Origin of the sequence: Priestia koreensis (genome assembly GCF_022646885.1) — a bacterium.
In the GTDB taxonomy this organism is placed as follows: Bacteria; Bacillota; Bacilli; order Bacillales; family Bacillaceae_H; genus Bacillus_AG; species Bacillus_AG koreensis_A.
Genome location: NZ_CP061868.1, coordinates 663,068 through 684,094 on the forward strand (window position 1 = coordinate 663,068; position 21,027 = coordinate 684,094).

At 40.0% G+C, this 21,027-nt stretch carries 14 protein-coding genes; 12 read left to right on the top strand and 2 right to left on the bottom strand.

Features of this window, described 5'->3' with window-relative positions; translation table 11 throughout:
- The first annotated feature begins 161 nt into the window (after positions 1-161).
- Together IE339_RS03340 and IE339_RS03345 are read left to right on the top strand one after the other, a co-directional pair.
- Positions 162-1,313, top strand: a complete 1,152-nt coding sequence (locus IE339_RS03340; RefSeq protein WP_242173527.1) for an ATP-grasp domain-containing protein — start codon at positions 162-164, stop codon at positions 1,311-1,313.
- Positions 1,310-3,016 carry a methyl-accepting chemotaxis protein gene (locus IE339_RS03345; protein ID WP_242173529.1) on the top strand — a complete coding sequence of 569 codons (1,707 nt, stop codon included), beginning with the start codon at positions 1,310-1,312 and terminating at the stop codon, positions 3,014-3,016. The genes IE339_RS03340 and IE339_RS03345 overlap by 4 nt, the downstream gene beginning before the upstream one ends.
- Before the next feature lie 32 nt (positions 3,017-3,048).
- On the opposite strand, the gene IE339_RS03350 is transcribed toward IE339_RS03345, so the two are convergent.
- Positions 3,049-4,434, bottom strand: coding sequence for a hypothetical protein (locus IE339_RS03350; protein ID WP_242173531.1), 1,386 nt, complete (start codon positions 4,432-4,434; stop codon positions 3,049-3,051).
- Between the two features lie 91 nt (positions 4,435-4,525).
- Entirely contained in the window at positions 4,526-5,032 is a 507-nt protein-coding gene (locus IE339_RS03355; RefSeq protein ID WP_242173534.1) for an antibiotic biosynthesis monooxygenase family protein, read from the bottom strand.
- A gap of 186 nt (positions 5,033-5,218) precedes the next feature.
- Between IE339_RS03355 and IE339_RS03360 the strand changes: the two genes are divergently transcribed.
- The 10 genes from IE339_RS03360 to IE339_RS03405 all read left to right on the top strand — a co-directional run bounded on the left by IE339_RS03360 (position 5,219) and on the right by IE339_RS03405 (position 21,019).
- Entirely contained in the window at positions 5,219-7,348 is a 2,130-nt protein-coding gene (locus IE339_RS03360) for a transglycosylase domain-containing protein (protein ID WP_242173536.1), read from the top strand.
- Between the two features lie 246 nt (positions 7,349-7,594).
- Positions 7,595-8,638 (top strand): uroporphyrinogen decarboxylase, encoded by a 1,044-nt coding sequence (hemE, locus tag IE339_RS03365; protein WP_242173538.1) that lies wholly within the window; start codon positions 7,595-7,597, stop codon positions 8,636-8,638.
- A 111-nt stretch (positions 8,639-8,749) separates the two neighbouring features.
- Positions 8,750-9,688 (top strand): ferrochelatase, encoded by a 939-nt coding sequence (gene hemH / locus IE339_RS03370; RefSeq protein WP_242176097.1) that lies wholly within the window; start codon positions 8,750-8,752, stop codon positions 9,686-9,688.
- Between the two features lie 176 nt (positions 9,689-9,864).
- Positions 9,865-10,437: a TetR/AcrR family transcriptional regulator gene (locus IE339_RS03375; RefSeq protein ID WP_242173540.1), complete on the top strand. Its 573-nt coding sequence runs from the start codon at positions 9,865-9,867 to the stop codon at positions 10,435-10,437.
- Between the two features lie 84 nt (positions 10,438-10,521).
- Positions 10,522-13,485, top strand: a complete 2,964-nt coding sequence (locus IE339_RS03380) for a YhgE/Pip domain-containing protein (RefSeq protein ID WP_242173542.1) — start codon at positions 10,522-10,524, stop codon at positions 13,483-13,485.
- Between the two features lie 168 nt (positions 13,486-13,653).
- Complete coding sequence (locus IE339_RS03385) at positions 13,654-14,535, top strand: carbohydrate ABC transporter permease (RefSeq protein WP_053399376.1); 882 nt, start codon at positions 13,654-13,656, stop codon at positions 14,533-14,535.
- Positions 14,535-15,362 carry a carbohydrate ABC transporter permease gene (locus IE339_RS03390; protein WP_242173544.1) on the top strand — a complete coding sequence of 276 codons (828 nt, stop codon included), beginning with the start codon at positions 14,535-14,537 and terminating at the stop codon, positions 15,360-15,362. Before IE339_RS03385 ends, IE339_RS03390 begins: the two co-directional genes overlap by 1 nt.
- A 203-nt stretch (positions 15,363-15,565) precedes the next feature.
- Entirely contained in the window at positions 15,566-16,858 is a 1,293-nt protein-coding gene (locus IE339_RS03395) for an ABC transporter substrate-binding protein (RefSeq protein WP_242173546.1), read from the top strand.
- A 757-nt stretch (positions 16,859-17,615) separates the two neighbouring features.
- Positions 17,616-19,424 (top strand): sensor histidine kinase, encoded by a 1,809-nt coding sequence (locus IE339_RS03400; protein WP_242173548.1) that lies wholly within the window; start codon positions 17,616-17,618, stop codon positions 19,422-19,424.
- The gene (locus IE339_RS03405) at positions 19,421-21,019 is read left to right on the top strand and encodes a response regulator (RefSeq protein ID WP_242173549.1); all 1,599 of its coding nucleotides are present in this window, start codon (positions 19,421-19,423) and stop codon (positions 21,017-21,019) included. The genes IE339_RS03400 and IE339_RS03405 overlap by 4 nt, the downstream gene beginning before the upstream one ends.
- Positions 21,020-21,027 lie beyond the last annotated feature (8 nt).

Consider the following 21,027-nt stretch of genomic DNA (forward strand, 5'->3'; position numbering starts at 1 on the left):
TAAAAAGTTGGATCGCGTGCGCAGATGACAGCACTTTTCAATGAATGACATCATAGAAAAGCGCGTAGCTCTCTGTTGGCTTTGAGTCCCGTTGTCTTTTACCTCGTTACTTTCTACAAAAGTAGCTTCGTAGATGAGTGTTAAAAGAAAGGGCGTATCTTATGATTATTATGAATGAAAAAATTGTTTCTCCATTATTAAGAGAAACAATTAATGACTTAAACCTTACTGTTGTAAAGGAAGGAAAGGATGCACAATCGTTCTTCTCAGAGGAGATGAACGAGACCAAAATGCTGACAAATTCGGAAAGTTGTTTAACCGTCTTAGAAAAATATCAACCATCTAGCAAAGCATATGAGTGGTCTAAACTATTAAAGGATAAAGGAGAGCTGCGAACAATTTTATCCAAAATGTATCCTGATTATTTTTACCGTGTTGTAAAAATGACCGATCTGTTTGATATTTCGCCTGTTCACCTGTCATTCCCTTTAGTACTAAAGCCTACAATGGGCTATTCAAGCGTAGGGGTATATAAAGTGAAATCAGCCGATCAGTGGGAGGAATCCGTCGAGAAACTGAACGTGGAATTAATGTTGTCGAAAAACGTGCACAACTCAACAGTGATTAATGGTGAACAAATACTTATTGAAGAGTGGATTCAGGGCGAGGAATATGCGATTGACGGATATTACGATGAGCATGGGAATCCCGTAATTTTAAATATGTTTAAGCGCATGTTTAAGGATGAGTATGATACATCTGATCGTATATATTTTACGTCCAAAGAAGTGATTGAAGAAATCTATGACGATACCATTGCGTTTATGGAAAAGCTTCAAACTGTTGTTCCTCTTCACAATTATCCCGTTCATTTCGAAGTGAAAAAGCAGGGGAATAAAGTGATTCCGATTGAAATTAACCCACTTCGCTTTGCAGGCGCAGGTACTACTGATTTAGGGATGTATGCCTATGGAAGTAATGTGTACAAGCATTACTTTATGGGAACGAGCCCGAATTGGAACGAAATTTGTGAAGGTATGGATGATTCCATTTATAGTTTTAGCTGTGCAGAGATTCCAATGGAAATCGTACGCCAAAACATCGAGTATATCGATCACCAGCAGTTCAAACAGCAGTTCCAAACGATTTTAGAGTATCGTGAACTAAATGTTGTAGATGATCGTACCTTTGCTATTGTCTTTTTTAAGAGTACAAACCTTGAAGAAAACAAAGCCATTTTAAATTTAGATTTATCATTGTTTATTCATCATAAAGAAGCGAATGTATTAATAGATAAAGAGGGAATTTCATGAGCAGATTAAAAAAAACAAAATCCTTGAAGTCACAGCTTATTTTTAGTTTTTTAATCCCTTTTTTAATTTTTTCAATTGTGGTAGGGATCTTTTTAGTTGGAGTTATGAACAGTATTTTGAATAATCAAGTGCTCTCACAGTTTGATAATCGTCTTCACGAAAACGGATCAGCGCTTGCAGAGGGTATTGATAATGATTTGATTCAGAATACAATCGACTCACCTGATGAGTACGGAAAAGAATTAGAGCAGTATTTAAATGATTTTCTTAAGGGTCGAAAGGGGATTCAGTACATATATGTATTAGCGCGGAAAGATAATCAAGATGTTATTGTTGCGCTAAACGGAAGCAACGATTATATGACGACATCTCCTTTTACACCGGAACAACGAAAGGCGTACGAAGAGAATAAGAGTGTACTAAGCTCGATTTACAAGGATAAGTGGGGCGTACATAAATCTTTCTTCATGCCTGTAAAAGGTACGGATAGCATTATTGGAATTGATATGGATGCAAGTTTTGTTGATACATTGCAAAAGCGAATTATCATTTACCCGCTCATTTTCTTAATGTCAGCAGCCATTCTAGGAACGATTGTGGCAATTGTAATTGGAACGAAAATTTCCAACCCGATTCGAAGCCTAGTTACCTTTACGAAAACAATTGCTTCTGGCAATCTGCGCAAGTCAGTAAAAGTGAAGCGGAACGATGAAATCGGAGAACTGGCAGAAAGCTTTGAGGATATGCGCTTAAGCCTATCTGATATTATTAACGATGTCCGTATAAACACGAAAACGATTAACGAGACGAGTGAGCATTTAGTTGGCTCATTTGAGGAGCTAACACAGGCTTCAGAGCAGATCGTAGTGGGGACAAGCGGAGAAGCTACGGGAGCAGAGGAAAGAGCGAAGCATACCGAAACGATCGCGCATATGATCGGAGAGATGTCAAAAGCCATTGAGAATATGGACAATCAAACAAAGCAAATTAAAGAATTTGCAAATGACACAAGTAAACTCTCCCAAACAGGATCTGAGCAAGTGGTAGTCATTGCAGATCAAATTAATAAGATCAAACATAATGGAATGACGACAAAAGATAATTTGTTTAATTTAAATGAAAAGCTCGAACATATTAACGTTATTATTGATTTAATCCGAGACATCGCGGCACAAACGAATCTGTTATCGCTGAATGCGTCTATTGAAGCGGCACGTGCAGGAGAAGCCGGTAAGGGGTTCTCTGTTGTCGCACAGGAAATTCAAAAGCTAGCTAATCAAACGGCTTCGTCGATTGCGGATATTTCAACGACAATTACGGATATCCATACACAAACGAACAAAGTACTAGAATTAAATCATCAAGACTTAGAAGATATTATAAAAGGCGTGGAAATTATTGAAGAGAATGGCAAGCTATTCAAAGCCATTTTTACGTCAGTTGAAAAACTGAAAGATCGCTCTGAAAATATATTTGCAAGCGCACAAGACATTTCAAAGTCATCCGATAAAACACTTGCTTCGATTCAAGAAATTGCTGCGATCTCAGAGCAAAGTGTAGCAATCACACAAGAAATTGCCGCCGCAGCAACAGAACAAAACAGCACGGTTGAAGCACTACAAAGACAAAACGAACGACTACGAGAAGTAGCTGAACTACTAGAGCAAAAAGTGAGCCGCTTTGAAACGAATATGGATGAATAAAGACAAGCACAGCGCTCGCTGTGCTTGTTTGGTTAGATCAGAAACATCGCGACAACCGTGGTCACGGCCAATCCGACTACGACAGGAACTAAATTTCGTCGTGCTAGCTCAAACGGATCGACGCCGCAGATAGCAGCAGCTGGGATGAGTGCCCAAGGGATGAGGGTCCCGCCACCGACCCATATTGCTGCAATTTGCCCAAGAGCGGTAAGCGTAGCGGCTCCTGACCCGATCGCTGTCGCAAACAGGTGAGCAATTGAGCCAGCGAGTGAAATACCAGAAAACCCTGAGCCGTCTAGCCCCGTGATTGCGCCGACCGTTGTTAAGGTAATAGCGCTAACAGGCTGATTCAGGGGAACAACGCTTGAGAGGGCGACGCCCAGGTCGTTGACAATGCCGTGTGAGCCTTTTGGTAAATAGTTTCCGATAATCGCTTGAAAGCCGGAATCACCCAAGTAGAAAAAGGCGGCAATAGGAATAACGGGTCCAAATACTTTAAAGCCAAACTGAAAACCTTCTATTAAATAATTTGTCGTTTCTTCAAGCCCGCGATTTTTATGTGTGAGAAGCGAGATTAAGATGAGGATGAAGATAGAGGTACCACCAATAAGTGCGGTTGCGTCTCCGCCTTGAAGGTGGAAAAGAGACATTGCCACGATATCGAGCGCAAAGCAGATCGGAATAACGACGGCCATCGTGCGTTTTAACGCAGGTGATAATAAGCTTTCTTTTTCAGATGAGGATTGAATTGTAACGGTTGAGGAGGCGAGCTTTCCATTTTTTAAATCTCGCATGAGAAGCACAAACGCGGTAACGGTTGTGACAACCCCCATAACAATGACGAGTGGAATACTTGCATGAATAACATCACCAACAGGTAACCCAGCTGCATCAGCGGTAAGCTTTGGTGCGGCCTGTATAACAAAGTCTCCTGACAGCGCAATGCCGTGTCCGAATAAGTTCATCGCCATCGCTACACCTAAAGCAGGCAGTCCTGCACGAATCGCTACAGGCAGTAACACGGCACCAAGAAGTGCAACAGCAGGAGAAGGCCAGAAAAACCAGGAGATCACCATCATCAGAATACCGATGATCCAATACGCAAGGGCAGGAGATTTAATTAACCGTGCAAATGGGGCAATCATCACATCGTTAATGCCTGTTTTCGTAATGACATTACTCATCGCAACGATAATAGAAATCACGAGAATGGTCGGAAGCAGCTCTCTGATGGCGTAAATAAAGCTATTAAAAATTCCGCTGACGCTTCCTGTGAACGAATGAGTGGCGACAATTCCAAGTAAAAAAATGCCGACGATACAAAGAATGGTTGTATCGCGTCTTTTGATCATAAAACCGATGATGAGAACAATGAACGCAACATATATCCAGTGAAGAGCGGTAAGCTCGATCAACATAAAAAATTCCTCCTAAACAGGGCATCTGTACCGTATAGCATATGAATAATAGCTATCGGTTGGAGCCTGTTTCAATAGGAGGAATTTTTCGTTAGTTAACGGCGTGGTACGACGTTACGTATGATGGGCGCGGGAAGATATTTTCCTGTTGATCAATGCCTTCTGACGTGCCGCGCTTTTTGTGTGCTTGCCCGTAAGCATTTGAGCTTTGCCAGTTAGAAAAGTCTTTTTCACTGTTCCAAAGTGTTAAAATAACGTATGTATCCGTATCAAGAGGTCTCAAAACGCGAATAGCACCGAATCCTGGCTCGCTTTCAATAAGTCCAGCGCGCTTGCTAAACCGATGTTCGAACAATGAGCGACCTTCATCTGATACCGGAATGTTGTTGAGGACCGCGAACGTGCCGTTTTGTAGCGATCCAACGCTATCAAGCACTTCGTATTCGTGACCTTCATGGAAAAAGCGTTCCTCTTCTGTTTCGTGCAGAAGAATGGCTTTATCAGAGTCCTCTTCTAAAAGGCGTAACTCCTGTCCATTGTGTTCATCTACTACCTTTTGTAAATAGTCAGTTGTTCCAAACGTTAAGTAAAGATTCATTAATCATCCCTCTTTTCGTATTTATCACTATATGATAGTTTACCACTGCATACATTTTCCAAAACTATTTCATACTAAAATTATAATAAGTAAACCAAAAAAATACAAAAAATCCATGTTCTCCTTTACTATAAGGGAAGGGGGATAAACGTATTCATGAAGAACATTTAGAAAAGAGGTGGCTGCATGTACAAAAAAGTAATTCTCATTATTGCTGCCTTACTTTGTGTCATTGTGTTAGGAATTGTAGGGTATATCTCCATTTTGCTACTTGGAGATTATGTTATTGATGATAAGAAGTTTGTCATGAACTCAGCAACAACACTAGTAGATGAAAATGGAGCGGAGATTACAAAACTGTACGTAGAGAACCGTGAGATTGTGCCGATTAAAAAAATTCCAAAGCACGTCCAAGAGGCGTTTGTAGCGGTTGAGGACCGACGCTTTTATGACCATCACGGGATTGACGTGAAATCAATTTCTCGAGCGCTTTACCGAGACGTTTTATCAGGAGGAAAGGCAGAGGGTGGGAGTACACTTACTCAGCAACTTGCGAAAAACGTCTTTTTGACCAATGATAAAACGATTATGCGAAAGGTAAAGGAAGTTGTCATTGCGATTAATTTAGAGAAGCGATACACGAAGAAACAAATTTTGGAGATGTACTTAAATCAAATTTATTTTGGACACGGTGCCTATGGAATTCAAGCGGCATCAAAGCTTTATTTTAATAAAGACGTATCAGAGCTAACAACAGAGCAAGGAGCCTTACTGGCGGCACTGCCAAAAGCACCTTCTCAATATTCACCGATTCTCCATCCAGAGAAAAGTCTAGAACGAAGAAACGTCGTGCTTGATTTGATGGGGAAAACCCATGATTTAACTCCTGAACAAGTGGTTCGTATGCAAGGAAAAACGCTGAGCTTAGATGTTCAGCAGGAAGCAAAGAAAAAGGACTATCTTACATACATTGATATGGTAATGGAAGAAGCAAGAACGAAGTATCACCTTTCAAGCGAAGAGCTGTTAAGAGGGGGCTATACCATTACAGTGCCAATGAATAAAGACATCCAATCTGCTGCATATGAGCTATTTCAAGACCCAGCATACTTTTCAGGAACCGATGATGGTGTACAAGGTGCGTTTGTGATGATGGACGAAAAAACGGGTGGCATTCGATCCGTGATGGGCGGGCGTGATTATGTACAAAAAGGGTTAAACCGAGTGAAAATAAAACGTCAGCCGGGTTCTACAATCAAGCCGCTAGCCGTATATGGACCTGCTTTACAGGAGAAAAAATATCGTCCTTATTCCTTATTATTAGACAAGTACACGTCTATTAAAGGATATTCTCCTCATAACGTCGATGGACAGTATGATGGCAAGGTAAGCATGTATGATGCCATTCGTGAGTCCAAGAACATACCAGCTGTATGGACGCTTAATAAAATTGGTATTTCAAACGGAAAAGAGTACTTAAATAAGCTAGATATGCCTATTGATGATAAGGGTCTGTCTATCGCTCTAGGTGGACTCACAGACGGATTTACGCCTCTGCAGATGGTTGCTGCTTATCGTACCTTTGCTCATGATGGTGAGCGCATTGAACCACATTTTATCGATGAGATTAAGGATCGTAGTGGTGAAGTAATTGCGAAACCTTCATTAAAAGAAACGAAGGTATTCTCAAAGCAAACCGCTTGGAACATGACTCGTATGTTAGAGGGAGTCGTCCGAGATGGAACGGCCTCTGGTGGAACCTTTGACGGTGCTCTAGCAGGGAAGACGGGCTCGACGTCTTACACGAATGTAAAAGGGGCGACAAAGGATGCTTGGTTCGTTGGCTACACTCCAGATTTAGTAGGAGCCCTGTGGATGGGATATGATAAAACGGATCAAGATCATTACTTAACAAAGGGAAGTTCCTATCCAACTCGTTTGTTTAAGAAAATTTTAACGGACTCAAAAGTAGATACAGCAACTAAATTTAAGAAGCCTAAGGGTGTAAAAGATTTAGCTGAGCCAATTCGAGTGAAAGAAATTGATGATCTTTCTTCAGAAGTGACCTTCTCGGCTTTTGGACTGTTCACTAATGAATTGACGTGGACACCAGCAGAGGATAAGAGAGTTACCTACTATATCTATGAGAAAAAGGACGGAAAAAAAGCAAAACGTATAGGAGAGGTAACTGGAAAAGGGCGCTATGAAGTGAAGAATGTTCATGTTCTTAATCCACCGTCTTATTATGTTGTTCCATATAATAAGCAAACGAAGCAAAAGGCTAAGAAGTCAAATGTGGTGCAAGCGTCTATATAATGAAGAATTACTGCGTGTGGATGATACGAGAAACCACTTAAACGAATAAAAAAAGTGGTTTCTCACGTCTTTACACAGGTCATTTTTATCGTTTGAAATGGTTCGAAAAGAAAAATCCTTCGTCAATTTTTTGACAGTTTGACTCATGCTCTATACAACAACTTTCAGAAAGGGTATAGTTTCATTAGAAAACAATTCCTTTTTAATAACGAGTATAAAGTAAGTGGATGGAGAAAGGTGGACGTCATGAATCAGAGAAATTTCAATGAAACGTTTTTACAGGCATGTAGAGGGGAAAAAGCGGATCATGTTCCTGTTTGGTACATGAGACAAGCTGGAAGATCACAGCCTGAATATCGTGCATTAAAAGAAAAGTATTCACTATTTGAAATTACGCATCAGCCAGAGTTATGTGCATATGTTACGCGATTGCCAGTAGAGCACTACAACGTGGATGCTGCCGTTTTATATAAAGACATTATGTCTCCTCTTCCCGCAATCGGAGTGGACGTTGAGATCAAATCAGGAATCGGTCCTGTTATCTCAAATCCAATTCGATCTGCGAGCGATGTCGAGAAGTTAGGTGAAATTACGCCAGAAGAAGATGTTCCGTATGTATTAGAAACGATTAAGCTGTTAACGCAAGAGCAGCTCAACGTGCCGCTCATCGGTTTTGCCGGAGCTCCTTTTACCGTTGCGAGCTACATGATTGAAGGAGGTCCTTCAAAAAATTACACGAAGACAAAAGGTCTAATGTACTCCGATCCAAAGGCATGGTTTGCACTTATGGATAAGCTTGCAGATATGACGATTCGCTATGTAGGAGCACAGGTAGATGCAGGAGCAAAAGTCATTCAAATTTTTGATTCATGGGTAGGAGCGTTAAACGTAGCGGATTATCGTCACTTTATTAAGCCAGTGATGAATCGCATTTTTACAGAGCTTAAGAAGAAGAATGTTCCACTTATCATGTTTGGTGTAGGTGCAAGTCATTTGGCTATGGAATGGCATGACCTTCCTATCGATGTTGTCGGATTAGATTGGCGCTTACCAATCCTAGAAGCACGAGAAAAAGGAATCACGAAAACGGTTCAAGGGAATTTAGATCCTGCTCTTCTGCTTGCTCCTTGGGATGTGTTAGAAGCAAAAGCAAAAGAAGTGCTTGATCAAGGAATGCAAAATCCTGGATACATATTTAATTTAGGTCACGGTGTCTTCCCTCAGGTTAATCCGGAAACATTAAAGCGCTTGACAGCGTTTGTACACGAATATTCTGCAAATAGACACTAAATTGTCAGAAGTTGTGAGAAGTTTATTTTTTGAATTTGGTACTCCCTTGATGCAAAATAAGAGTATCTGAACCGAAAGAATGGAAATCGAGGTGTTTGAATAGTTATGGTTATGCGTAAAAAGAAAATGGGCCTGCTTGTAATGGCGTACGGTACGCCGTATAAAGAAGAAGATATTGAACGGTACTACACGCACATTCGTCGCGGTCGTAAGCCATCAGACGAGGCGTTAGAAGATTTACGAAGCCGATACGAAGCGATTGGCGGTATTTCACCTCTAGCGAAAATCACGCTTGAGCAAGCCACAAAATTAGAGAAAAGCTTAAATGAAGCGCAAGATGATATTGAGTTTACAATGTACTTAGGCTTAAAGCATATTGAACCGTTTGTTGAGGATGCGGTTCAGCAAATGGTAGATGATGGTATTACAGAAGCAGTTAGCTTAGTACTAGCGCCCCATTACTCAACATTTAGCATTAAATCATATAATGGGCGAGCACAAGAAATGGCTGATAAGCTTGGTGGTCCAGTGATTCATTCCATTGACAGCTGGTATCAAGAGCCTGCGTTCATCAACTATTGGTCAACGCGTGTACGCGATATTTTTGAGGGAATGAGTGAGGAAGAACGTCAAAAAGCAGTGCTGATTGTTTCTGCTCACAGTCTACCAGAGAAAATAATTGCTCAAGGCGATCCGTATCCACAACAGCTCGAAGAAACAGCAGACATGATTGCGGAAGCGGCAGGAGTGAAGCACTATGCGGTAGGGTGGCAAAGTGCTGGAAATACCCCTGAACCATGGATCGGACCAGATGTGCAAGATCTAACGAGAGATTTACACGAAGAGCATGGCTACACATCATTCGTTTATACGCCGGTTGGCTTTGTAGCAGAGCATTTAGAAGTACTGTATGACAATGACTATGAATGCAAAGTCGTAACAGATGAGATTGGTGCTAACTATTATCGTCCTGAAATGCCAAACGCACAGGATGAATTTATTGATTGCTTAACAACGGTCGTCATTCGTAAAATTCGTTCTATTGATTGATTAGAGCGTGTCTTGCGCAGCTTGCTGTGCAGGGCACGTTTTTTTATTTGAAATAATTTTGTTTTCTTTTAAAAAATAGAGGAAAAATAATTGTGTAATCGGGCCAATGTATGATATATTTGTTTCTGTACTAATTGACCGAATCATTATTTCAGTCAGAAAGCAGGGGAATCGGTGTGGCAATTAACCGTAAACAAGCGATTATCGATGCAGCAACGAAATCATTTTCTCTATTCGGATACAAAGCAACAACCATGGATCAAGTAGCCAAACTTGCTTTGGTTGGTAAAGGAACGATCTATACATTTTTTAAAAATAAGGAAGAATTGTTTGATGAAATTGTGTCAACTATGATTGCAGAAATGAAAATTTCGGCTGAAGATGCCATCGTAAAAGAGCATTCGTTCTTTGAAAATGCTCATGATGCGCTCCACAATATTCTAGAGTTTCGTAAACAGCACCAGCTCATGATTAAATTAACGCAAGAAAACCAAGAGATGGGTACACCAGCTGTTCAAGAGGTTTTAGAGAGGGTAGAAAGCGAAATTCTTTGTTACATAAAAGAAAAAATTGAGCTTGCCATCGAGAAACAGGAAATTCGCGAATGCAATCCGGAATTGACCGCTTTTTTACTTATTAAAATGTATATTTCGCTTGTGTTTGGTTGGGAAAAAAATCATCCACCACTATCAAAGGAAGAAATTGCTCAAATTATTGAGCAATATTTCTTAAAAGGGTTGTCAAATTAGATAATCCTTTATTTTATACCGACAAGTGACCATATGGTGAAAGTAGTCATTTGTCCAATTCAAACATAGAAGAAGGAGGATAACATGCGCAAATCATCATTACTTGGAGAATTTGCCGCTATCGTAAAAAATAAAAAATTATTGATTGCGATTACTGCTATTTTATTTATTCCACTTTTGTATAGCGGCGTGTATTTATGGGCGTTTTTAGATCCATACTCTCGTGTGGATGATCTACCGGTAGCTGTTGTCAACAATGACGTAGGAACAGTCTACAATGATAAAAAAACGCACATCGGACAGGATTTAGTTGATGATCTGAAGAAGAATGACAGCTTTAACTGGAAGTTTGTTGATGAGGCAACAGCAAAAAGAGGATTAGAAAATCAAGATTATTACATGATGATTGAGATTCCAAAAGACTTTTCGAAAAATGCGACAACGCTTCAACAGGACGATCCAAAACATCTTCAGCTCGTTTACACAGCTAATGAAGGATCAAACTATGTATCCTCTCAAATTGGGACAAAAGGCGTAGAGAAAATAAAAAATGAAGTATCGAAAAAAGTAACTGAAAACTATGCCGAAGAAATGTTTGATAATGTTAAGGAAGTTTCCAAAGGACTAGCTGATGCCGGAGACGGGGCTACAAAACTCCGTGACGGGATCAATGATGCAAAAGATGGAACAGGAAAGTTAGAAGATGGTATTACGTCAGCAAACAAAGGTGCGAACGACTTAAATGACGGAGCTAAAAAGCTTCAAAAAGGAACAAGTGACCTTAATGACGGTGCCGGGCAGCTCGAAAAAGGAGCAGGCGATGTCCATAACGGTGCTGTGAAGCTTGAAAAAGGATCAAAGGATCTAAATAATGGAGTTCAATCAGCAAAAGGTGGCGCTGATAAGCTAGCAAAAGGTGCGAACGACTTAAACGATGGTGTTACATCGGCAAAAGGTGGCGCTGATAAGTTAGCAAAAGGTGCGAACGACTTAAACGATGGTGTTACATCAGCAAAAGGTGGCGCTGATAAACTAGCAAAAGGTGCGAACGACTTAAACGATGGTGTTACATCAGCAAAAGGTGGCGCTGATAAACTAGCAAAAGGCGCGAACGACTTAAACGATGGTGTTACATCAGCAAAAGGCGGTGCTGATAAGCTAGCGAAAGGTGCTGGCGATCTAAGCAGTGGGCTAGGGCAGCTACAAAGTGCGAACACAGCTATTCTAGAAGGTGCTAAAAAGTCTCAAACAGGTGCTCAAAGCTTAGCAACAGCAATTGATCAAGGCGTTGGGGAACTTAAAGGAGCTGCTGCACAAATTTCGCAGTTTAAGGCAAATGCCAAAAAAGTAGTTGATGGCGTGACTTCTTTATCTCAGCTATCTTCAGGGCTTCAAAAGAACATTACAGATGCTACAGCATCATCTTCTGAAGTAAGTACAGGCATTCAGAATACAATTGACGATTTAGATAAGCAAATTGCAGCAGCAGCTGATCCAGCCCAAAAAGAAGCGTTGCAAAAAACGCGTGATCAGCTTGCACCGCTTGTTGAAAAAAGTAAAGCGGTTAGCCAAAACGTAACGGGCATGAATGAATCTTCTACTAAAATGAATGCTGTGGCAGGAGAGCTAGCAAAAGGACTTGGAGACAGCTCAGCAGACTCTAGTTCATCTGGTGACTTAGAGACGAAGTTAACAGAGCTATCTAAAGGTGCTAATGCGTTAGCAGCAGGCCAAACGGAACTTGTTGATGGCCTAACAAAGTTTGGTGAAAAACTTGGTGAGGCAAAAACAGGATCTGATCAGCTTGCGACAGGAGGAGCGAGCTTATCTGAAGGTCTTGGTAAGCTGTCAGAAGGATCTACGCAGCTAGCAGCAGGTACAAATGATTTATCAAGTGGTTTAGGCAAACTATCTGATGGATCTAGTCAGCTAGCAGCAGGAAACGGTGATTTATCAAATGGTTTAGGCAAACTATCTGACGGATCTAGCCAGTTAGCAGCAGGAAACGGCGATTTATCAAATGGTTTAGGCAAACTATCTGATGGATCTAGCCAGCTTGCGACAGGTAGCGGCGATCTATCAAGTGGTTTAGGCAAACTATCTGACGGTTCAGGTCAGCTTACGACAGGAATCTCAAGCCTTGCTGATGGTTCTGGAAAAGTAGCAAACGGTATGACTGGATTAAAAGAAGGATCTACGAAGCTATTAACAGGTACAACTCAGTTAATAGAAGGTACTGGTCAGTTATCTAACGGAATGGGTAAATTAGATAAAGGTGCTGTAGACTTAAACGGAGGTCTCGGTAAATTATCTGACGGCTCTAGTGAACTGGCAACGAAATTACAAGATGGTGCGAAAGATGCTGGAGATGTTAAAGCAAATCAAGCAGTTTATGACATGTTTGCAGATCCAGTTCAAGTAAAAGATAATTCAATTAACAACGTTCCAAACTACGGAACAGGATTAACACCGTACTTCTTATCAGTTGCGTTATTCGTCGGAGCGCTTGTAACATCTGTTATCTTCCCGCTTCGCAAACCAGCAATTACACCGAAAAACGGATTCCGCTGGTTCCTTGGTAAGTTTGGGGTGCTAGTATTTGTCGGTATTATGCAATCACTTCTTGCAGATGCGATTTTACTAGGTGCACTAGATATTAAAGTGCAAAGCGTACCGTTATTTATTACATTAAGTATCGCGACAAGCTTAACGTTTATGTCCATTATCCAGTTCTTTGTAACAGCACTTGATAATCCAGGACGCTTCGTTGCAATCTTAATCATGGTATTCCAACTTGCAACAAGTGCAGGAACGTTCCCAGTGGAGTTAATTCCAAAAGTATTACAGGACGTTAACCACTGGTTACCAATGACTTACTCAGTAAGAGGATTCCGCGCGGTTGTTTCAACAGGCGATTTCAGCTATATGTGGCACAACGTGTCCATTCTAGCAATCTACTTTGTAATCATGGTTCTTGCATCTATTTCATTCTTTATGTTCAAGTTTGCAAAAGACTTCAAAAGTCCAAAGCAAGCAGTAGAAAATTGATAAAAAGCTCCTTACCTTATAAAACGGGTGAGGAGCTTTTTTGTGCAAATAAAAGCAAAAAAATAATAAAGTTCAATATTTTCCACCCTAGTGGTCAATGCAGTCCGTTCTCACTTTTTTCGTTGTTTTCTACAATATAGGTAGAGAAACTTAGAGAGGGGGCAAAACATGAATAAGAAGAAGTGGAAAAAAGTCGGGTTGTTTTCATTATTCGTAGGTCCAGCATTTTTAGCATTTGCTCTAATTGTTTTGTATCCATTCTTTACAGGAGTGTATTATGCCTTTACAGACTGGAACGGCGTTACGGGACAGATTAAATTTGTAGGATTTGATAACTTTAAGTATATCTTTACAGAGGATGCGCAGTTTAAACAATCCTTTTGGATTACCGCAAAGTACACGGTCATTTCCATCGTTTTAACGAACGCGGTTGGGTTTGGACTAGCAATGCTTGTGACACAAATGTTGAAAACACGAAACATTTTACGAACAGTATTTTTCCTTCCGAACCTTATTGGAGGACTTTTACTCGGGTTCATTTGGCAGTTTATCTTCGTTAAAGGCTTTCAATCAATCGGAATGATTACTGGATGGTCCTTTTTCGAATTACCTTGGCTTGGAGATGAGAAAACGGCTTTTTGGGGAATTGTGATCGTCAGCGTATGGCAAGGTGCGGGGTATATCATGTTAATCTACATCGCAGCTCTACAAAACGTTCCACAAGAATTAATTGAAGCAGCGAAAATTGACGGTGCAAATCCATGGCAAGTGCTTCGCAATATTACGCTTCCAATGGTAGCGCCTGCTGTGACAATCAGCTTATTCTTAACAATCTCATGGTCCTTTAAAATCTTCGACGTTAACTTATCGTTAACGGGCGGCGGACCAGCAAAGACGACAGAAATGTTAGCGCTTAACATCTACACAGAAGCCTTTGTAAACAACCGATACGGTATAGGAGAAGCAAAAGCACTCGTATTCTTTATCGTTGTCGCAACGATTACAACACTTCAAGTAATGTATACCAAGAAGAAGGAGGTTGAATCCTAATGGGAAACAAGTACACAGGAAAAACGTTTATATTAGAGATTCTCACTCTTGTTCTAGGTATTTTGTTCTTAATTCCGTTTTACTACGTCATTGCAAACTCGTTTAAAACATTTGCTGATATTTTAACCAAGACATCGGAGTTTCCTAAGGTATTTGAATGGTCGAACTACACCGATGCGTTCGAACGTATGCAATATTGGAAAGTGTTTGGTAACTCTTTGCTTATTACGATTATTAGTAACGTTATTATCATTATCTTTTGTTCAATGGCTGCGTACATGCTTGTTCGAACAAAACGCAAGATTAGTAATATTATATTCTTTATGTTTGTTGCAGCAATGGTTATTCCGTTTCAATCCATTATGATTCCGCTTGTAAAAGCAGCTGGACAGTTTCATTTGTTAAACAGCATTTGGGGAATCGTGATTATGTATTTAGGGTTTGGCTCTGGTATCTCGATTTTCCTTTATCACGGTTTTATTAAAGGAATTCCGGTTGAACTTGAAGAAGCCGCTATTATTGATGGATGCTCAACATTTGGCGTGTTTTGGCGCATCGTATTTCCGCTTCTAAAACCAATTACTGTAACAATTATGATCTTAAACAGTCTTTGGATTTGGAATGATTTCTTACTACCATCACTTGTTTTACAAGATCCAAATTTACGCACGATTCCGCTTGCGATGTACTTCTTCTTTGGTCAGTACACGAAGCAGTGGAACTTGGCACTTGCCGCTCTTGTAATTAGCATCATTCCGCTTCTTATTTTCTTCTTTGCAATGCAAAAGCATATCATTAAAGGAATTACGAGCGGATCGATTAAGTAATGTTCAACGATTTTTGTAGGCGCTTTTATAGTAAAATTAGGTGAGAAAGGTTTGAACGAAAAAGTGGAATTAGTAAAGGTGGAAAAAAGGTCATCAATATTTTCCACTCTTTTGTTCAATATCATCGCCTGTGCAGAAGAAGAACCTATCGGTACAATAAGGGTACAAATAACTAGTTTCATAAATCAGAGGGGGTATATGAAATGAAATTTAAAAAGGCGTCCATGCTTTCAATGATGCTAGCGGGAGCTCTCGCACTTTCAGCTTGTTCTAGTTCAGACGATACGTCAGGCGGAACAAAAAAAGGCGGAGATGCAAATGGCAAGGAAGTAACGGTTGATATTTTTCAATTTAAGGTTGAAATCGCCGATCAATTGAAAGCGCTAACAGACGAGTATACGAAAGAGCATCCAAACGTAAAGTTTAACGTACAAACGGTTGGAGGCGGTGCAGACTATGGTGCAGCGTTAAAAGCTCAGTTTGCTTCTGGAAATGAGCCGGATATTTTCAATAACGGAGGATTCCAAGAAGCGCAAACGTGGAAAGAAAAGCTAGAAGATTTGTCTGATCAGCCATGGGTAAAGGATGCATATGAAAATGCGTTAGTACCGATGACAATGGACGGAAAAGTATACGGACAGCCGTTAAACCTTGAAGGGTACGGTTTTATCTATAACAAAGAGCTTTTTGATAAAGCAGGCATTAAAGAACTTCCAAAAACGTTAACAGAGTTAAAAGACGTAGCAAAACAGCTTAAAGACAAAAAAATCACGCCGTTCTCTGTTGGATACGGTGAGTGGTGGGTACTTGGGATTCACTTGTTGAACATCCCATTTGCACAGCAAGATGATCCAGATGCGTTCATTAAATCACTAAATGATGGTTCTGGTAAAATTGCTGGAAATCCAAAATTCGAAGACTTCATGAACCTATTTGATACTACTATCAAATACGGAAATAAAAATCCATTAACAACGGATTACAACACGCAAGTAACGCAATTTGCTTCTGGTGAAACAGCTATGATGCAACAAGGGAACTGGACGCAAGGAATGATTACTAAAATCAATCCAAACATCAAAATGGGCTTCTTACCAATCCCAATTAATGATGACAAAGAAGCAAATGATAAGCTAGCTGTAGGCGTACCTAACAACTGGGTAGTAAATAAAAAAGCGCCAGATGCAGACAAAAAAGCGGCAAAAGACTTCTTAAACTGGATGGTTACATCTGACACAGGAAAACAATACGTGACAGAGAAATTCCAATTCATTCCAGCATTCAAAAACATTGAAGCAAAAGGTCTAGGCGACCTAGCGGATGATATTATCAAATACTCAAACGAAGACAAAACGCTCTCTTGGAACTGGTTCAAATATCCAGATGGCGCAACAAACGAATTTGGTGCAGCAATGCAAGCATACGTTGGCGGCCAAAAATCCAAAAATGAATTCCTAAAATCTCTAGATGCAACATGGGCTAAACTGAAAAAATAATCCCATAACCAGCTTTGACACATCCAGTGTCAAAGCTGGTTTCTTTATGTAAAAACAAAAACAAAGTAAAAAAGGCAGAGAGATTGAATTTAGACAGAACTACTGTTAGAAATGATCTGAAACGCAATGATTGTTAAAAACTACATACTAAGTTGAAGTGACGCATAGTACGCCCACCATTTAAATGAAGCAAGGATCGAAGAGAAAGATGCGAAGACTCCTATGGGATTAGTGAGCCAACTGAGATTCCGCAGAAGAGAAACAACCAGGAAACTCAGTGCTCACCCCGAGGAAAGCGAAGCAATCTGAAAGGGAGATCTGAACTGAACTGAAACGCAATGATTGTTAAAAACTACATACTAAGTTGAAGTGACGCATAGTACGCCCACGATTAAAACGAAGCAAGGATCGAAGAGAAAGATGCGAAGACTCCTGCAGGACTAGCGAGCCAGCTGAGATCCCGCTGGAGAAAAACGACGAGGAAGCTCAGCGCTCACCCCGAGGAAAGCGAAGCAATCTGAAAGGGAGATCCGAACTAATCTGAAACGAAATAACTGTTAGAAAATGAGTAGCCAGTTAAAGCGAAGCATAGTGCGCTTACTCTTCAAATGAAGTAGGGATGGAAGCGAAAATATGAGCTAGTTTCTTTGCCATACTGTCATTACGGAGAATATTTTAATAATTCATTCGAAATCAAACTTTCTACCCCCATATATTGCTATATAATAATGATATACAAGATGAGAGCGGGGATCATATGATATGGAGCATTCGTAAAAAACTAATCATTTTTCTCTTATTAGCAACAGTGATACCGTTTACAATATCCAATATTTTAACCTATCATTATACGAAAGAATCTGTTCGAGAACGTTTCATTACAACCAACTCTGACGTCATGAAGAACGGCAGCAACGATTTGACCAACTACCTGACCGATATTGCGCAAACGTCTTCACGTTTATACGGCTATCATCCCTTTATCAAAGTGTTACAAGAAGGCGTCATTAGCGATATTGGAAACAACCAGCAAGAAATTAATCGAACGCTACTATACTTATACAATATGAAACCGGAAATTGAACAAATTCACTTATACATTCAAAAAGGCCATGATTCCTTTACCATCTATAATGCCAAAGTAAGTAGTCGCGGAAAGTACGAAGAAGTCTACAAACACCCGTACTATTCAAGGCTAAGGGAGGGAACATCCTATTTTAATATTGAACCAACGCATCCTATATACAGCTACAACCACCTATCGACGATTTCAGAAAAGAACCATGAAAATGTACTGAGCTTTCATGAACTCATTAATGAAATTCCGACCGATCGGGTGCTAGGATTTTTATCAATAGACGTCAACCTCTCACATTTATCGTCTATCTCGAACCGATTATTTGAGCAATCATCTCAGGATTTTTACTTGATGAATGATGACGGAACGATTGTTTATTCATCTGATCCCGCCCAAATGGGGGAGAAAAATAAAGCAGGGTGGTTTCAGCAGGTTAAGAGAGCAAAGTCAGGTACACACAGCATGGACTGGAAGGACAAAGAATTTTCAGGCGTGATGATGTACAACCACCTATCAGGAAAGTTTAAAGATTGGTACGTCGTGAAGCAGGTTCCATATGAATCGCTCTACGCGGATGCTAGAAAAACAGCGCTCATAAACATTTTGATCGGAATGATCTCCCTCGTATTCGTTATTTTAGCGACGATGCTCGTATCAATTAAATTTACATCACCAATTAAAGTTTTAATTAAAAACATGAAAAGAGTAGAACAAGGCAAGTTCGAGGTGGATTTTAAATCCCTCGGAAACGATGAATTTGGAACGCTTGGGAAGCATTTCACCTCTATGGTCGAAACGATTAATGATTTAATTGAACGCGAATATAAACTAGAAATTGAAAATAAATCTACACAGCTAAGGGTTTTACAGTCACAAGTAAATCCACATTTTCTCTATAATACGCTACAGTCGATTGGAACGCTAGCTCTCCGGCATAAAGTCATTTCGATTTATACGCTGTTAACGTCACTCTCAAACATTATGAGATATAGCATGAACATGAGGGAAGATACGGTCTTGTTATCACAGGAAGTACAGCACGTAAAATCGTATTTACAGCTACAAAAACAGCGGTTCGATAAGCGTTTTGAATATGATCTTCTAATTGATGATGAGGCTCTTGGTGTACGAATGCCTAAAATGATTTTACAGCCATTAGTTGAAAATTCATTTAAGCACGGGCTTGAACAAACGACGAAACCGATGAAAATCGAAGTTAAAGCGTATCTTTACTCTGAGAAACGAATTCGAATCGTCGTGCAAGACACGGGCAAAGGAATGACTCAAAAAGAACTGGATGAACTTCAAAAAGCGTTACAAATGGAAGCGAAGGCTGGACAACAAATTGGATTAAAAAATACGTACGACCGCTTGAAGCTGTACTACGGGGACGACGCGGTGATGAAAGTAAAAGGCGAACCGAACGAAGGATTTATCGTACTCATTGACATACCGTTGAAAATAGACAAAGAGGTGAATTCTGTATGAGAGCTTTAATCGTAGATGATGAACAGCATGTTAGAGAAGGTATTCGCTTATTAGGAGAATGGGAACAGCACCAAATTACACAGCTTCTTGAAGCAGAAAATGGCGAAGAAGCGATTCACCTTATTGAGCTGTATAAGCCAGAAATCATTTTTACCGATATGAAGATGCCTCAGATGGACGGCATTAGCTTATTAGAATGGATTAAAAGCAATCATCCGAGAAGCAAAACGATTGTTGTGACAGGGTATGACGATTATCACTATATGCGAAAGGCGATTCACTTTGGCAGTGCCGATTATATTTTAAAGCCAGTTGACCCTGAAATTCTGAATCATACCATTTCCAATGCCGTAACAGAATGGAAGAAAGAGCAGGCAGAGCGCCAGCGAGATAACAGCAGCTATCAGCTGATTAACGAAATGAAGCCGCTATACAGAGATCGTAAGCTAACACAGCTAATGAACAATCAGAAGGTGAATCAATCAACCGTCGAGGAGTTTGGATTTCATTTATCACAGCGTTATCAGGTAGCGATCATTCGAGTTGATTTGCATATTATTCAGGTGTTCCAAGGTGACCGAGATCTTGCGTATTTTTCTATTTTAAACGTAATGAACGAAATTTTGCAGAAGAAGCAGTGTGGAGTTGCCTTTCGCTACTTGTCCAACAAGGGAGAAATTGTGCTGATTATGTGGGATCATCTCTCTGAGTTTATTCACATTCTGCAGACGATTCATCATACCATCAAGCGTACAATGGAAGTGACTTGTTTAATGGCGGTTGGTACGGTGGTTGATTCGGCAGATAAGCTAATGAACTCGTACGAGCATGCAAAACAGGTCATGCTTTCAACGAATGTGTTTGATATGAAGGCAGAAAAAACTTATGAAGAAAACGAGAAGCTCGCCGTAGGTCATGTTCTTCATCTTATTGATTATTCTACTCAAATAGAGGATGCCATTCAATTCGGAGACATTCAATTGTTTTCGACGATCATTGAACAAATTATGATGACGTTTAGAGAAGCAAATTATTTAGCGCTTGGTCAGCTTTTGCATATAGAAAAAGAGTATCAGCTCATGAGCTTTCATGCATATAAAAATTATCGTACACCGTTTAAATTACGAGAACAAAATGAAAAAGTGATCGAACTGTTCTACGATGATTTTGGTCATTTTCAGATTGATCGTTATATTGAGTGGAAAAAACGAGAAATTGCGCTGTTTCTAAAAATTACGAAACGAGAAACAAAAAAGAAAAATCGCGACGTTATTTATGAAATTGAACAATTTCTTCAGCAAAACTTTGTGCGGGATGTGAAGCTTCAAGAAATCTCTGATCGCTTTTATTTAAGTAGAGAATACATTTCAAGGCGATTTAAGCAACAATTTAATGAAAATATTTCCGATTACCTTGTGAAAATTCGCATGCAAAAGGCGAAGCATCTTCTTCAAAATGAACAGCTGAAGGTATATGAAGTAGCGAATATGACGGGTTATCAAGATGATAAGTATTTTCGGAAAGTATTTAAAAAGATCGAAGGTATTACACCAAATGAATATCGCTCTTCTTATTTAAAAAGCCGCTCCCATTGAGCGGCTTT